The sequence below is a fragment of the Natronococcus occultus SP4 genome (assembly GCF_000328685.1).
Taxonomy (GTDB): domain Archaea; phylum Halobacteriota; class Halobacteria; order Halobacteriales; family Natrialbaceae; genus Natronococcus; species Natronococcus occultus.
This window is the reverse complement of record NC_019975.1, coordinates 1-12,939: the sequence shown is the minus strand read 5'-3', so window position 1 is coordinate 12,939 and position 12,939 is coordinate 1. Positions and strand designations below refer to the sequence as shown.

The following is a 12,939-nucleotide window of genomic DNA, read 5'->3' as shown; positions in this document are numbered from 1 at the left end:
ACTGGCGGGGCTAATTAATGCTATACACGCCAGATTCACCATGGTAGATGAGACGGCTGTCTTCAGCCGCCTCTTCAGCCTCTTCGGGTGAAACGCCAAACTCTTCAACTAAGTGGTTGTGAACCCGCGAGCAATCGATTGCGTTACCCTTAGCGTTGGCCACGAAGAGTTGGGCTTCATTCTTCATTTCACCGAACGTGGTAGTAGAGTCGTTCTCTTGTCCACCGTCCGTAGCAGCCCGGTCGTACGAATCCACCTGGCCATTGATCGAAGCTGCCGACGTTTCACTGATACCGGAGAGTACGACAGTTTCCACACCGTTGCGACTTTCGATTTTGAAGTTCTCGAGAGTTACTTCGTCACCTTCGCTGAAGTCGCCTAATGGATCTGCCCCTTCAGCAATCTCATACTGAATTAGATTGCCGTCATCGTCGCTGAAGTATCCCTTACCACCAAGCCAATCGGGTGCCTCCAATTCCTCAGCGACAGTAACAATCACCCGCTCCTGGTGCATACCAGCATCAAGGTCACAGATTGAGACGGTATCCTCTTCGTCGCTGGTACCTTCGCTTTCACCGGAGAACCGAGATCGAGTGAAGTCCTCAAGGTTGTTCTCGGCACGGCTGACGTTGATACCGAGTGCCCGACCGATAGGTGGCGAACGCTGTTGATCGGCAACGACATACGACCCGCTCCGTTCGTAAGCCTCGCTGAAGCGGCTACGATAGTCGCTGTGCCGATTGAGTAGGTCCTCGCCGGTGATGTTGAAGTCGGCAACGAATTTGGTCACACGGTCGAAGGCTTTGCTCGTATTGATCCGCAGCTCCTCGCGGTCGGTGCCCTTGTGGACGAAAGTGTAGTGTTCGTCCTCAGCAAGATAGTCGTTCGACGAAGCGCGAGCACACAACTCAATGAAGCGATCAACGTGAGACACACGTCCGGTCTTGGCGAAGACACCGCTCGAGAACTCGACAGCATCCGCAATATCGCTCTCCGGAACGATCTCATCAATCTCGTCCTTGGAAAGTCCCATGTCGAGAGCGAACTGTCGGTACACGGCCATACCGAATAACACCGTCTGAATCCCCTGCTGTGGGGCGTCGCCTAAGTCTTCAAGGACTCCGAACCGCTCGAGGAGATTTGCCGCACGTTCACCGGCTCGGTCCCACAAGTCACGGAGTTCGTCGGTGTCCTGCGCTGCGATCCACTGATAGTAAGCGAGCGCATGTGCATCGAAGTCAACCGGCTCACTCCGGGTTATCTCACCGTTCTCGTCACGGTAAGAGTCGCCGTTCAGCTTGGCGAATGCTCGAGCAGTGTCGGACCCCGCAGTCGTAGTCTCTCGCCGGAACGTCGTCATAACACACCGACGCTTCTCAGCCGGTCCCTGGATACGCTGCTCTCCGGCGATTGCGAGCGGCGCGGAGATTTTGAACACGTCGTTCGGACCGTCAGCGTTGCCTCGCTGTGCAGTGCTCCCGATCGTTGCCGAACGGAGAAGGTCGTGAAACGTCTTCACCCGCCACGTCGCCATTTCTCCCGGCTTGTACTCGTCGTACAGCAGCGGAACACCGCTCGAGGAAGCCATTGTACCGGTGAGAGTGTACCGAGATTCGTCTTTTGCGCTCATCGGCTCAGCGTCCATACCGAAGAGTTGCCACAGCGTGGTGAGTGTTGAGGTCTTCCCAGCTTCAGTATCACCGAGGACGTTAAGATGGTTGAACTCACCTTCCCAGTCCATCACGAGTGGGCGAAGTGCGGAAGCGTAGAACCACCCAACCACGGAGAGGAAACGTTCGGAGTCTCGAGTCTCCGGTAGAAGCCTCAACGTGCGCCGAACATCGTCAATATCGTCTTCGGAGAGTTCCTTGTCCGGGTCGATAGAACACACCCGATCCATTACCGTCCCCGTTTCCAGGTGGGTGTACGACGGGTCGTCTTCCCAACCGTCACTGCCGATAACGCCAGTTGGTAGAACAATCTCACCGTCATGATATCCCATTTGGTGAGTGCCGACCCGCTCGGGAACTTGTCGCGTCCCGATGTACTCTTTAAGCCGGTTGAGTTCGCTTGACCCACCGTCGAACGTGGTCGTCAGCCCCTCAGCAAGCACCTCTTTGCGGAACTTGCGGAAGTCACCGAGTGCCGCTGGTGAGATCTCCACCGTGAACGGGTCTTCGTCGGTCGAAGGGATAACCGTCAGCTCGAGCCACTTGTCACCCGTTTCTTTCTCGGTGAGGAAAGATTCGACCTGGACGGTGAAGTTACACCAACTATCGAAGTGCGACTCACCGTCCTCGTCGGTGTACCACTGGCCGTAGCACCCGTTATGCTCGTCGAAGTTGACGGGCCCCCCTTGACTCGAAGCCTCGCTTTGAGACCCAGAATCAAGGCTGTCGGACACACTGTACGAACTTGAACTCGGATTGTAAACGTCGCTGTTGTTCGCTATCGCATTCTGAATCGTGCGCTCACCGTAAGTCTGAGCGCCACGGTCTTCGTCCCACTTGTCGCGCATGAGACCGGAATCACGGAAGAGTCGGTCCATTCGGTGGGCGTCCTCAGCCGTCCAGAACGCGAGCATCGAACACAGCGCTGCGTCAGCTTCACTTTGGCTCGGGTAGCCGGCGGTGTTGCCGTTCCATAGCTGCCGGAACTTGTCGCCGTTCCCGGCGTTCTTCGCCTCTTCAATCAGCTCGCGGTCGTCAAGATCAACGGGCTCCGCCGACTGACTCGAGTTGCCGCCGTCGTTATCATTGCTGCCGTCCTCGCCGATGAACTCCTCGTGAATCTTCTTAGTCTCTTGTGGGCGCGTCTCAACGTCTTCCGGCGTACCATCTACATGCTGTCCGGTTACGGTGAGGTATCGCCCACCCGTCCCGTCGTACATTTCGAGGTGTGGGGTGTCCTCGAGGACGGGGTCACACGGGAGATCCTTCCGACTACCACCGTCCGGGCGCGTTCCGAAGGCAAACTGTCGGTAGCCGGTCCCCGACGGCGACACCTCGGTGTAGGTATCCAGGTCTGCAATCGCTTCACCGACGATATCCGGCACCGATCCGTGTGGCTGCTCCGGGTCTCGGCAGTCATCCCAATCAAAGCCGACTATCAGACTGTCCCCATCCGTGATATATCCGAGACCGTCGTAGTTGCCACTCTCGTAGGTCTCAACGGCCACATCGAACGTAACTCCGTTCTCCGGGTCCGTCGCGTCGATACGGTAGCCGCCACCGGAGCCGTCCTTCGGTACCTTTGACCATTCTTCCCGATCTTCTTTCCACTCGTATCCCCACACGAGCCACTGGTTGCGTGCCTTGAGTTCGCCAGCGACACCGTCGGAGTTCACTTCGAGGGCGTCGGGACGGTCGGGCCGATCGCCGTTCATGCAGCGACACCTCCGAAGTGGGTCGGGCGGTCACTAACGATTCGACTGTCGAAACAACTAACTGCGTCTAGGGTGTACTCGTACATGCTTGGATGCGGTTTAACCCCGATCCGCGTCCGTGCGCCAACACGGACACTTTCTCGGGTCGGGGTTTTTTTGTGGTCGTTAGTCGATACTTCACTGTTCGAATGCGAGATACGTAAAGCCTCGGATCTGTCACTCATCGAACCACCTCTTACTGCCGACACTAGCGCGTCTCTGGTGCGCTCCCGCGTCCGACTGAATAGAAGTCGGCTCAATTGACGGGTCAACGTTCAGAAGAGCATAGACGCCCCTCCAATCATTGTGGCCGTCAAGAACTCGGATATCAGTGCGACTACTCGCCTTGGTAGAATTGTTTGCTGTCGACATTGCTTAGCGTAGGGGCAGAACGTGGACAGCAACTGAGTGGCGAGAGAAACGTCTTTGAGTCTGAACCTCTAACTCTCTATTGGACCACTCATCTGCTGGCCCATTCCATCGGCTCGGTTACGCGGGACACAGTTGGCACTCACCCGCGCGGCTGAGCTTCTTGATGCTAACGCGACTGTTAGCGGTTAATTCTCTTCGTCTGAAACAGGCATATCAAGAACCCGGCGAAGTACGGTGTCGTAACTATCGCCTGGATTCTTTCTCGAGAACAGTTCATCACGGACGGGGACGGAAACCCAGATACTTGTCGAGTCGGACGATCCGTCGCCTTGGGTAGTGTTGCTACTCATTGTTGGTGTAATGGCCTGCTGCCAATGGCCGCTTAGTTGTTCAAAACTAGTCCCCACACTCATCGCTACGTCTTCTTGGTAGCGAGAGGAGCTTGAGATAGGCGATGCTGTGAAGGCTTCCCCGGCAGTGCCGAGGCGAACCAGTGAACAGGGACGCACGGCTGTGATGAGCCACCTCAGCAGTACCAAGGTGACCCAATGAGCCTTAGACACGCAGTGCTGCGAAAGAACGCCGCTTTGAACGACGTTCCAGCGTGCCTCGGAGTTGCACGGCTGTGTGAGCCAGGCCCGCTTCCAACGGAACCCGCCAGGAGCACAGACGCAGTGCTTGCCCGGCCAGCGCCGCGAACGACGCCGACCACAAACACCGTGCACAGACAGGTCACTACCTGGCGCAGACGGATTCATCCTCACGTCCTCCGCCCGAGTGGTAGCGATCTGTCCGGTTGGAATCTCGCCTATCTTGGGTGTATGGTACTAGTAGCTAGAATCCTATAGTTCTTTCGGTCGCTATTGCTTCCGGTTCCGGCAAACACCTATCACCAGAGTTGGAATCCGGGGCTAATGTGAACTCGCGTGGTGAAAATACGACCGTTTCACACGGCCTTGTGAAATTCGATTCCCACGGCTCAGGGTTCAGCTACCGGAATATCTTCGCTTGCGTTTTCGATTTCACAGATTTCACACGAAATTGAGAGGGGTGTGTTGGGTGCCTCAGTATACTTCTCTCAGCCGCTGACTCGCTGAGTCACGTAACACCCCTATAGATTCATTGTGAAATCTGTTAAATCACAAAATCAAACGTTGTCTGTGCTCGTCTCAAGCCTTCTGCCGGTCGAATCGGATTTCACAACCCGATGTGAAACGGTGTGAAAAATTCCGGTCGGTTCACAGCGCCTGTAAAATTTACACCCTCGAGAATGTGGTTACAACTACTCCTCGAGTTCGGCAGTGTCTGACCACCAGCGAGTTCGGATTTAAAATTCAGTCGTCGACTGGCCGGTCCTCGAGCGGGTCCGGCATATCGTAGTCGTCGATCGCCGCGTCAATGTCTTCCGGGGTTCTGTCCGTTCCCTCAGCTAGGAACTCAGTTACTCGGTCCTCGAGATTCTGTAGTCCGTCCTCGAAGGATTCGAGTTCGTCGTCGGTTATCTCGTCGTGGGGTCGTTCAGATCGTGCCATTGTTCGAACCTCCGGAGTAGTTGATCGGCGTTCTTGCGGATGTACGTGATACAGTATCGGGGCGCGTCGGATAAAGGTACGGGCGGAAAGTCGTCCTTCACGCGCGCTTTTTTGCTCTCCCGATAAACGTCCATGTGAAGCCCTTCTTCGGTAATGTCGTGGCCGTTCGGATTCTTTGGTTCATGGTCGAATCGAACCACTTCGGACCACTCATTGTTAACTAAGCGCTCGAGCTGAACCACGAACCGAGTAACCCGGCCTTCGGACTTGTCGATTTCAACACGGACCCGCGCGTGTGGGTATTCCACCCAGTCGAAATATTGAACATCGTCACCCGCGCCGGTCATATCGTTCACATCACAGACGCGCTTGATGGGTCTTACTCTTCGATTCCCTCGCCGATTATCGTCACCCGACGGTTGGAGACCACTCTAGTCTATTCGGTAGCGAGGATAACGGACGTTATTCCTATCGTCCTATGGTCCGTTATCCTTAGTCGCTAGGCATTCCGGTGAGCCACCACTTCGCCCGCGTGAGCGCGCCAGCTTGGGCTTTCTTTTCGGCGAGAGACTGTTCGCTCTGAACGGCTTTCACCAACTCTTGATGCTCTTCACGTTGCTCGAGGATCTGGCGCTTCTCACGGTGAACGCGCTCGAGTTCGGTCTCAAGGTCGTGAATACGCTGCTCGAGTTCTTGAACACGCTCGTCATCACCCGTGTTCAGTGCGTCATCAAGTAGGTCACGGATGACTTCACTCCGTGATACGCCGTCATCCTCAGCGATTGAATCAAGCTCCTCGACTCTGCTCTCGTCGAGTTTCACACTCACCCGCTTCATACGCTCGGATGACACCGTGTTCAGATAGTATTACGTCAGCCACGCGTCAGACGCTACTCGCTCGATTCCCAAAGAAGGCTGTTGCCGATCTTCCGTGATTGAACGTCGCCACTCTCCTCGAGACTCTTCAGGCGTCGGTACGCTGTTGGCCGTTCATAGTCGAATTCATCGGCCACTTCGCTTGTGGTGAGTCCGTTACTGTTCCGAACGAACTCAGCAATCTCTTCGTCAGTGACGGTCTCAGTGTATTGGCCACTCTCCTCGTCGCGGTCTTTCACCATACTTCGGTCCATGTACTCTGTCACGTATGGATGTTCTCTTTCCATCTACATAAATCCATGTACTACGTAGTGCATGGGAAAGCTTTATTACCACGTACTTCATAGTACATGGTAGAGGCAGCCTGGTTCCATCGGGGCGTTGCGTTCGGTAGAACGCCCGAGTGGTGGCACACTCGAGCCGGGTTGTCTTGGACAGAGAACCCATGTCGATCTACAACGTTCGGACGGAAGACGATTGCGGAGAACAGAACGACGAAACCACGGTACTCGAAGCCGCCGGCGACTGCGAAGTTACCGAATCAAGTGACGTTTGGGAAGGTCCGTTCCCGGAGTACAACAAGTACGGAGGCTTGACCGGTTGCTCCTACGTTCGCTGCCGAGATTGTGGCCGCGAGGTCCTCACGGGACGCAAAGAGTTCGCGAGCCACCGAGACGGCTGCCGCTTCGAGGGTGAGAACTAATGCAGTCAACCACCCTTCTCGACGAAGCGCGTGCGGTCGCTGGATACGAGCCCGCCGATGTTGACATGAGCCGGTTCCCCGACCATGTGGACGTCGAGACGGCGCGCGAGATTGACTCGGCTATGAAGCGAGCGGCCGATAAGCAGCTTGAAGCGAACGAACAGCCGCCGGAGGTGCTGGGTTAATGCCGATTCCGAAGGCATACCGGAATAAGAGGAATGCACCCTGGAACGCCCCGGACGCGCCAGAGTGTCCGGACTGTGAGGCCACGGTGGTAGATGTTGATGACCATGAAGACGGGTGTCCTATCCAGAAGGCTACTCCCGAAGAACTCCACCGAATCAACGAGGAACTGGCCCAACCATCGTATGAGCCGGAGGGGCTGTGAGAATGATCGACGTGTTTCTGGCCCACCTGTTCCTGCTCATCGGGACTCTTTCGGCTATCGGATTGCTCGCGTGGGGCGTTTGGTTCCCGGTCCGCGAGGTGGGCGTCTAATGCCACGCTGTGATAGCTGCGAGGCCACGGTCTCGAGAGCCTATCACCGGGTTCATGCGGACAATGACGGCGTCCTACACGCTTGCTGTCATTGTACGCTGCAAGCCGATATGCTCCAAGGGGCGGGAGCTGGGATCGAGGAATAGTCACAAGAATAATATTGTAATCAACTAACTAGAGAACATGAGTGAAACTATCGAAATCGGCGAGGAGCGTAAGTCCGCAATCAAACTGTTCGAAGAAATCCGGGAGCGCCGCAACGCGCTTGACGAGAACGGCGTTACGGTCGATACCGAGTGTACCCGCTGTGGTGACTCGATCGAGACGGAGATTCTACCCGAAGAGTCCGACGAAGGTACGATTTGTGAGCCGTGCCTGAAGTACGAACTCGAGACCACACTGTAAAATAGGCTGTAAAGCGGCTTCTTTTCTTCGATTCCCGTCCTCGCTGTTGCTCAGATACCGACCCGTCTCTATACCGATTGCATATACACAAGCGGATAGATGGGACAGCTACTTGGTTCAACTCTGGTTTGACAAAGTGACCTGGCAAGCGCCTAGTTGTCCTTGAGGAGAGCCACTTTTCTTTATAAGCATCCTGGCTACTACTCTGTAAATGGAGCGGGGGCTATAGAGTCGTAGTTGTTCTTTATAAGCACCCTGGCGACGACTCTGTCATATGGAGCGAGGTTTAGCTTCGAGAGAATTCACATGTAACTGCTCCCAGTTAAACGATGATAGAAATCACAGTAGAAGTATTGATTGAGGTCTCGATTGGAAAGATAGCCCTTCTCGCTTTCTATTTGGAGGAAAAGAGAGCTCGAGCAAAAACTCAGTAGCTTGTGGGCCCTCTTGTTTGGAGGATTATGTAGTTCGTTGTTGGGTCTGAGAAAACTAACCTACACAACGATAACGCCCGGTGAGCCGAACTGAGTATATAAAGAGTGGTCAAATTGCACTATCTGACGGCTCGAATCTATCTAAAACCTCGGATTGCTTGAAAGAATCGTCGTTTCGAGGGTATCAGCTACGACTACGTCACGCGAATAGGCAAACCACGGACCAGATTCCCACGTTAATTTGGGCAAACTGACCGAATTATTATAGTGATTATGGTATATAATTATACTTCCCGCACTTCCCACATTGTGCAAAGATACCCCGAACTTGGTCTTCTCCTACATCTTTACAGACGGGGAAATTACAATCTTCATCATAGCAAACAAAATTATAATCTCCTTCAGATGTCACAGCAGGCGTTCTTGGTTCACTCGGCTCTAGAATCACATGATGTTCTGGATTGGGCGGTTCCTCAGGTTCCTTGAGCCGAAGTATTTTCGACACACTGTCCTGTTATAGACTGCTTCAACAAAAACACTTCGGGTATTTTATTCGTCTTGGGTATTTGACTGTCTTTTTCGGATATGAAGTTTCTCACCGTCTCCTTCAAGTAATATATCTTTCTCGTCAATGCAGATACTACTTCTAATCCTCATGGCTCACCCCCACTGAGTCGATATCATCAGTCTGTTTGCTATACCAACCGCCGTTTTCGCCAAATCCACACTGGATCTCTTTGACTACGCCGGCGTTCTCTCCGTTCTCATCGACCTTGTGCATGGAGATCGTTATCTGGAGCCCGTCTTTGTCGCCGTTACCCCTACCTTCGAGGCGTGAAAGACGGTTCTCTAAGTCGCGTCTCATTGTTCACTCGAGCTCCGGGTGGCTCTCGCCGCCGGTCATTGCATAGCGCCAAGCTGCCGTCCGATCGGACCACAACACTTCGGGGACGTCCCACGCTTCCATCCAGGACGTCGGTTCGGGTTCCCTTTCGTCCTCGAGTGTATCCAGCCGGCGCTTGATGTTTCGCTTAGTCATAGCCGTACTGTTCGCGAAGGTTCTGCATTAGGATCGACGGGAACTCTTCGAGGGGTTGTTCTCCCGTTTCGTCCTCGAGTCGATCAAGACGTTTCTCGAGGGTGCGTCTATTCATCAGTGAACTCCTCGAGTCGGTCGAAAAGGGATTCGCGCAGAGACCCAGCCGCGTAGGTCTGACCGTCAACCCGGACAAGTCCTCGCTCCTGATCCACGGTCTCCATATCCTCAACGTCGTAGGATAAGAGGACGGCCAGGCTCATTTCTGGATATTCGTTGTCGCTCTCAATCCGATCCAAACGCTGTTTGACACCGCGCTTTGAAGCCATTATTTAATCCCATCTCGTTCTTCGAGTCGTTCAAGTCGCTCGTGCATGTCCTCGAGTTCGCGGTCGGCTATGTACTTCCGCTTGGAATCCTGAGCCGAGATCATTACTCGAAGGTACTTCAGCCGAATTCGTTCGTGCTCCGGGTTTCGGATTCGGCCGTCGCCAAGGCTCTTGTACCGGGCGTGTTCAGCAATCTCGTCAAGTTCCGCCACCGCCTCGTCACGCTTCTCTTTAATTTCTTCGCTCAAGTCGGTCATAGGATTCTATCAGCCTGAAAATCGCCAAAATCGTGCCGTCTTAGTGTCGCTTACAATTCGCTAACTCGAGAATCAGTCGCCATTCAGCGGGTCCCAGCCTTGGAGGTGTTCTTTACGGAGCTTCAGCGCCTTCTGACGCTGTCCGCCAGGCTCTCGAAGGGATTCGGCTTCGTCCTCATACCCCTCCTCTTGCAGCTTATCGTACGTCCGTTTGATCGTAATGTGTGCCAAGCTACAGCCTTCGTCGGTCTCTGGATCGAACGCCGCGCTATCCATGCTCACAGTCATTTCGAGTAGTCAACGAGTGCGTCCCAAGAGTCCGTTTCGACGTATTCGTTCTCTGCTGCTGGTTTCACCGACTCGAGTGCATCAACACGCTGGGATAGCGTCTCTGCATGGTCGGGACAGCGGTCAGACATAGCGTCCCGTCGCGTTCGAAGGGTCTCAATCTCACTATCGATAAACGCCGGGTCGTTCAAGTCTTGAACGTCGTACTCGCCGGCGAGTGCGTCCACAATCTCCGGCTGTGACTCGCCCGAAGCCGCGTCGCTACTAGATTCCCCCGTTAGGCTCTCGAGCTCGGGCTTGAGTTCGTTTTCGACGTACTCCGGGGTTCTGTCCTCGAGTCGGTCAATCTTCGCCCGGAGTGCGTCTGCGCGACTGTCGTCAGCCATGATTACAGAGCGCTCCGGTCCAGGTGGTCAACCTCGCTCACGTCCTCGAGACCCACCATATCACGAACCTCTCGCTTAAGTTTGTCACAGTATTCGGGGGTACGATTACTGAGCCGGTCGATCGAATCAAGCTTATCACGGACGGCTTCACGCTGATCGGTGCTGAGTGCATCAACGTCGCCGTTCGGCTCATCGTCCTCGTCGGGAGCACCGCCCGTCTCAGGCTGCTGCGAGAGAACGTCAAGGGTAACGCTATCCTCGCCCCGGAACTCCGAAGCAAGTGCATCCAGAGACATAGCGTCTACCGTATCGGAGTGAAGGTCCTTTTCCTCCCGAAGAATCTTGCCGAGTGCGTCGCGTGCAACCTTGGCGTTCTCCTCGAGAGATTCCTTTTCCGACCGGGACATGATTACCGGATCGTCAACCGAAGCCGACGCCTCAATCACACGCTGTGCGTCCGTTCGGTCTAGACTCTTGGAGTCCACAACAGCGGGGTTATCTACCGACGAGAGTGCATCCGTATCCAGCCGATCAAGCTGGGAGGCAACGTCGCCAGAGATAACGGTCGCGTCGTTCGGGGAGCCGTGTTTGCGGTGTTCTGCGAGTAGTGCGAGCTGGGTATCGTTCAGGTCGATATCGTCAGACATTGTTTCTAGTAGTTAGTTTGCTTCTGAAACTCAGCAACCATTTCGACGAAACTCATATCGGCTACTTCCGACGGTGGAAGCTTCTCACCGAAAGAATCGCTTCTAAGCGCCTTGCTCACGAACTCGGCTGCAGTGGCCTTGTCCTCGGCTACCTGCCAACGATTTCTGAGATCGTAGTCGTCGCCGTCCTTGTTGGGAACGACAGCCACATCCCCAGGGTCAACCCCCTCCTCATGGCAAACGGCGGTGATTCGGCGTAGTTCGTCCTCGTCGAAATGGTTGCATTCAGTCATTGGTTTGGTTTCGTTCTCCGGGAGTAACACGGGGGAGAGTCCCCGAAGGGACCCCTGACCCACAGCGTGAAGACTGCGCTTAGACCCGACCGAGCTGTGGGATGGGTCAACCCCACCCCAGTCGCGCCCCCGGAGAACAGTGTTAGTTAGCAATCAGTACGATCCGCGGTCGGTGAAGTCGCGCCCTACCGAGACAGTTCGCAACGAAGCTTTCGTGCAGGGTTTGCGGACTCTACTGTAATTTGGGCGGACGGACGTATCTTAGGCCCGCAGACGCTACTCTCGGGACAGGGACCCCAAGCACCGGCGGTCTCAGTAGGGTTACGCGCCACCGACCGCGGAAACTCAGTTACCGATCGACCCGTTCAAGAACGCGCCGAAGCGCGTCGTCGAACGAATCTTCGGGGCTCTCTTTATGCTGCCAGAGACGTTCGTGGGTGTCCTTGGCAACTCGGATGGTTTTCGTATCGCTCATTATTGCATAGCCAGCCCTCTCACCGAGTTGTTCGATCCTCAAAATGCAGACTCCCCCGGTAATGGAGGTCCACCGTTCGACACCTCTCGGCCCCTACACGGTGGAGGGCTTGGCCTTACGTATACCTATTATCTGCAGTACAATAAATCTATCGGTGAATAGAGGGCTTGAGTTAGAATCTACCCCTCGGTGTCCGTTCCTCGGTATATCGCAGTTCCGAGAGTTTCCACGAATTGGCCGGTGTGACCCTCGGCCAGAATCTCCGTTACAGCTTGGTCTGCAACGATCGGATTGATCGCCGTATCATTCTCCTCGAGAATCCAAACGACGTGTTTCAGTGCCGTCCGAAGCGTCTCATTCCGCCGGGAACTCGAAGCGTCAATATCAATCACCCCACACTCGGCACAGATTGTGCGCTCACTCGAGGTCTCGACAAGTTGGCCCTGTTGGTCCGTCTTCGGTGGAATCGTTTCTGTGGCCGGCTCATGGCACTGCGAGTAGGTCTCATCAGTCTCGAGTGTTCGCGCTTCGGGTTCGCCCGGAAACTGAACGGCTGGATTGACTTCAAGCGGAGCGAGACACCAGGAACAGAACGCCCGGTGTTCCTTCAGCGTCTCGACGAAGGTCTCTGCAACGCCTTGAGTTGCGAAAGTGAACTCATCGGGCAACTCGCCGGCGTCGTCGGTACTACTCACAGGAAACACCCCACTCAGTCAACGTCGTCTGTCCCGGCACAAGCGGCCGCTGTTGGTCTTCGTCGTCTTCTCCGGGGATCGGGACGTTCTCGGTTGTTTCTTCTCCCTGTTCCGCCTCAGTTGCGTACACTACATCTTCAGCATCTTCGTCGAGCCGGTCCAATTCCGGTCTCTCGCTGATATGCTGATAAGTAGCATCTAAATCAGGTCCTTGGTAATCTCTTCGAGTCATTGGAAAATGGTTCAGCTACCGCTCACAATTGTCGTGTAGACGATTCTCCTACCGGCT

At 54.8% G+C, this 12,939-nt stretch carries 21 protein-coding genes; 5 read left to right on the top strand and 16 right to left on the bottom strand.

Annotated elements, in window-relative coordinates:
* Positions 1-10: 10 nt before the first annotated feature.
* The 5 genes from NATOC_RS19575 to NATOC_RS19555 form a co-directional block, all read right to left on the bottom strand.
* Entirely contained in the window at positions 11-3,385 is a 3,375-nt protein-coding gene (locus NATOC_RS19575; RefSeq protein ID WP_015323225.1) for a phage NrS-1 polymerase family protein, read from the bottom strand.
* Between the two features lie 1,745 nt (positions 3,386-5,130).
* Complete coding sequence (locus NATOC_RS19570) at positions 5,131-5,328, bottom strand: hypothetical protein (RefSeq protein ID WP_015323222.1); 198 nt, start codon at positions 5,326-5,328, stop codon at positions 5,131-5,133.
* Complete coding sequence (locus NATOC_RS19565) at positions 5,295-5,675, bottom strand: DUF7718 family protein (RefSeq protein ID WP_015323221.1); 381 nt, start codon at positions 5,673-5,675, stop codon at positions 5,295-5,297. Before NATOC_RS19565 ends, NATOC_RS19570 begins: the two co-directional genes overlap by 34 nt.
* Before the next feature lie 145 nt (positions 5,676-5,820).
* Entirely contained in the window at positions 5,821-6,150 is a 330-nt protein-coding gene (locus NATOC_RS19560; RefSeq protein WP_169330939.1) for a ribbon-helix-helix protein, CopG family, read from the bottom strand.
* 68 nt (positions 6,151-6,218) lie between these two features.
* The gene (locus tag NATOC_RS19555; RefSeq protein WP_157224710.1) at positions 6,219-6,446 is read right to left on the bottom strand and encodes a winged helix-turn-helix domain-containing protein; all 228 of its coding nucleotides are present in this window, start codon (positions 6,444-6,446) and stop codon (positions 6,219-6,221) included.
* Between the two features lie 203 nt (positions 6,447-6,649).
* Between NATOC_RS19555 and NATOC_RS19550 the strand changes: the two genes are divergently transcribed.
* The 5 genes from NATOC_RS19550 to NATOC_RS19540 all read left to right on the top strand — a co-directional run bounded on the left by NATOC_RS19550 (position 6,650) and on the right by NATOC_RS19540 (position 7,810).
* Positions 6,650-6,907: a hypothetical protein gene (locus NATOC_RS19550; RefSeq protein ID WP_015323218.1), complete on the top strand. Its 258-nt coding sequence runs from the start codon at positions 6,650-6,652 to the stop codon at positions 6,905-6,907.
* Positions 6,907-7,092, top strand: a complete 186-nt coding sequence (locus NATOC_RS19545) for a hypothetical protein (RefSeq protein ID WP_015323217.1) — start codon at positions 6,907-6,909, stop codon at positions 7,090-7,092. The genes NATOC_RS19550 and NATOC_RS19545 overlap by 1 nt, the downstream gene beginning before the upstream one ends.
* Positions 7,092-7,295: a hypothetical protein gene (locus NATOC_RS21380; protein ID WP_015323216.1), complete on the top strand. Its 204-nt coding sequence runs from the start codon at positions 7,092-7,094 to the stop codon at positions 7,293-7,295. The genes NATOC_RS19545 and NATOC_RS21380 overlap by 1 nt, the downstream gene beginning before the upstream one ends.
* A 109-nt stretch (positions 7,296-7,404) precedes the next feature.
* Positions 7,405-7,551, top strand: coding sequence for a DUF7563 family protein (locus NATOC_RS23360; protein ID WP_449289549.1), 147 nt, complete (start codon positions 7,405-7,407; stop codon positions 7,549-7,551).
* 37 nt (positions 7,552-7,588) lie between these two features.
* Positions 7,589-7,810, top strand: a complete 222-nt coding sequence (locus tag NATOC_RS19540) for a hypothetical protein (RefSeq protein ID WP_015323215.1) — start codon at positions 7,589-7,591, stop codon at positions 7,808-7,810.
* 1,080 nt (positions 7,811-8,890) lie between these two features.
* Here the strand turns inward: NATOC_RS19540 and NATOC_RS19535 are convergent.
* From NATOC_RS19535 to NATOC_RS21375, 11 genes are all read right to left on the bottom strand, one after another.
* Positions 8,891-9,109, bottom strand: a complete 219-nt coding sequence (locus NATOC_RS19535; RefSeq protein WP_015323213.1) for a hypothetical protein — start codon at positions 9,107-9,109, stop codon at positions 8,891-8,893.
* A gap of 3 nt (positions 9,110-9,112) precedes the next feature.
* A complete protein-coding gene (locus NATOC_RS22075) occupies positions 9,113-9,283 on the bottom strand; it encodes a hypothetical protein (protein ID WP_157224709.1) in 171 nt (56 codons plus the stop codon).
* On the bottom strand, positions 9,276-9,398 hold the full coding sequence (locus NATOC_RS23115) for a hypothetical protein (protein ID WP_281170498.1): 123 nt from the start codon (positions 9,396-9,398) through the stop codon (positions 9,276-9,278). Before NATOC_RS23115 ends, NATOC_RS22075 begins: the two co-directional genes overlap by 8 nt.
* Entirely contained in the window at positions 9,391-9,579 is a 189-nt protein-coding gene (locus NATOC_RS19530) for a hypothetical protein (protein ID WP_169330938.1), read from the bottom strand. Before NATOC_RS19530 ends, NATOC_RS23115 begins: the two co-directional genes overlap by 8 nt.
* A 29-nt stretch (positions 9,580-9,608) precedes the next feature.
* Entirely contained in the window at positions 9,609-9,866 is a 258-nt protein-coding gene (locus NATOC_RS19525; protein ID WP_015323211.1) for a hypothetical protein, read from the bottom strand.
* A 72-nt stretch (positions 9,867-9,938) separates the two neighbouring features.
* A complete protein-coding gene (locus tag NATOC_RS19520) occupies positions 9,939-10,142 on the bottom strand; it encodes a hypothetical protein (RefSeq protein WP_157224708.1) in 204 nt (67 codons plus the stop codon).
* An 8-nt stretch (positions 10,143-10,150) separates the two neighbouring features.
* The gene (locus tag NATOC_RS19515; RefSeq protein WP_015323209.1) at positions 10,151-10,540 is read right to left on the bottom strand and encodes a hypothetical protein; all 390 of its coding nucleotides are present in this window, start codon (positions 10,538-10,540) and stop codon (positions 10,151-10,153) included.
* 2 nt (positions 10,541-10,542) lie between these two features.
* Positions 10,543-11,187: a hypothetical protein gene (locus NATOC_RS19510; RefSeq protein ID WP_015323208.1), complete on the bottom strand. Its 645-nt coding sequence runs from the start codon at positions 11,185-11,187 to the stop codon at positions 10,543-10,545.
* 5 nt (positions 11,188-11,192) lie between these two features.
* Positions 11,193-11,480, bottom strand: a complete 288-nt coding sequence (locus NATOC_RS19505) for a hypothetical protein (protein ID WP_049888974.1) — start codon at positions 11,478-11,480, stop codon at positions 11,193-11,195.
* Positions 11,481-12,134: 654 nt separating this feature from the next.
* Positions 12,135-12,650 (bottom strand): hypothetical protein, encoded by a 516-nt coding sequence (locus NATOC_RS19500; protein ID WP_015323206.1) that lies wholly within the window; start codon positions 12,648-12,650, stop codon positions 12,135-12,137.
* Positions 12,643-12,882 carry a hypothetical protein gene (locus NATOC_RS21375; protein ID WP_015323205.1) on the bottom strand — a complete coding sequence of 80 codons (240 nt, stop codon included), beginning with the start codon at positions 12,880-12,882 and terminating at the stop codon, positions 12,643-12,645. The genes NATOC_RS19500 and NATOC_RS21375 overlap by 8 nt, the downstream gene beginning before the upstream one ends.
* Between the last annotated feature and the right edge of the window lie 57 nt (positions 12,883-12,939).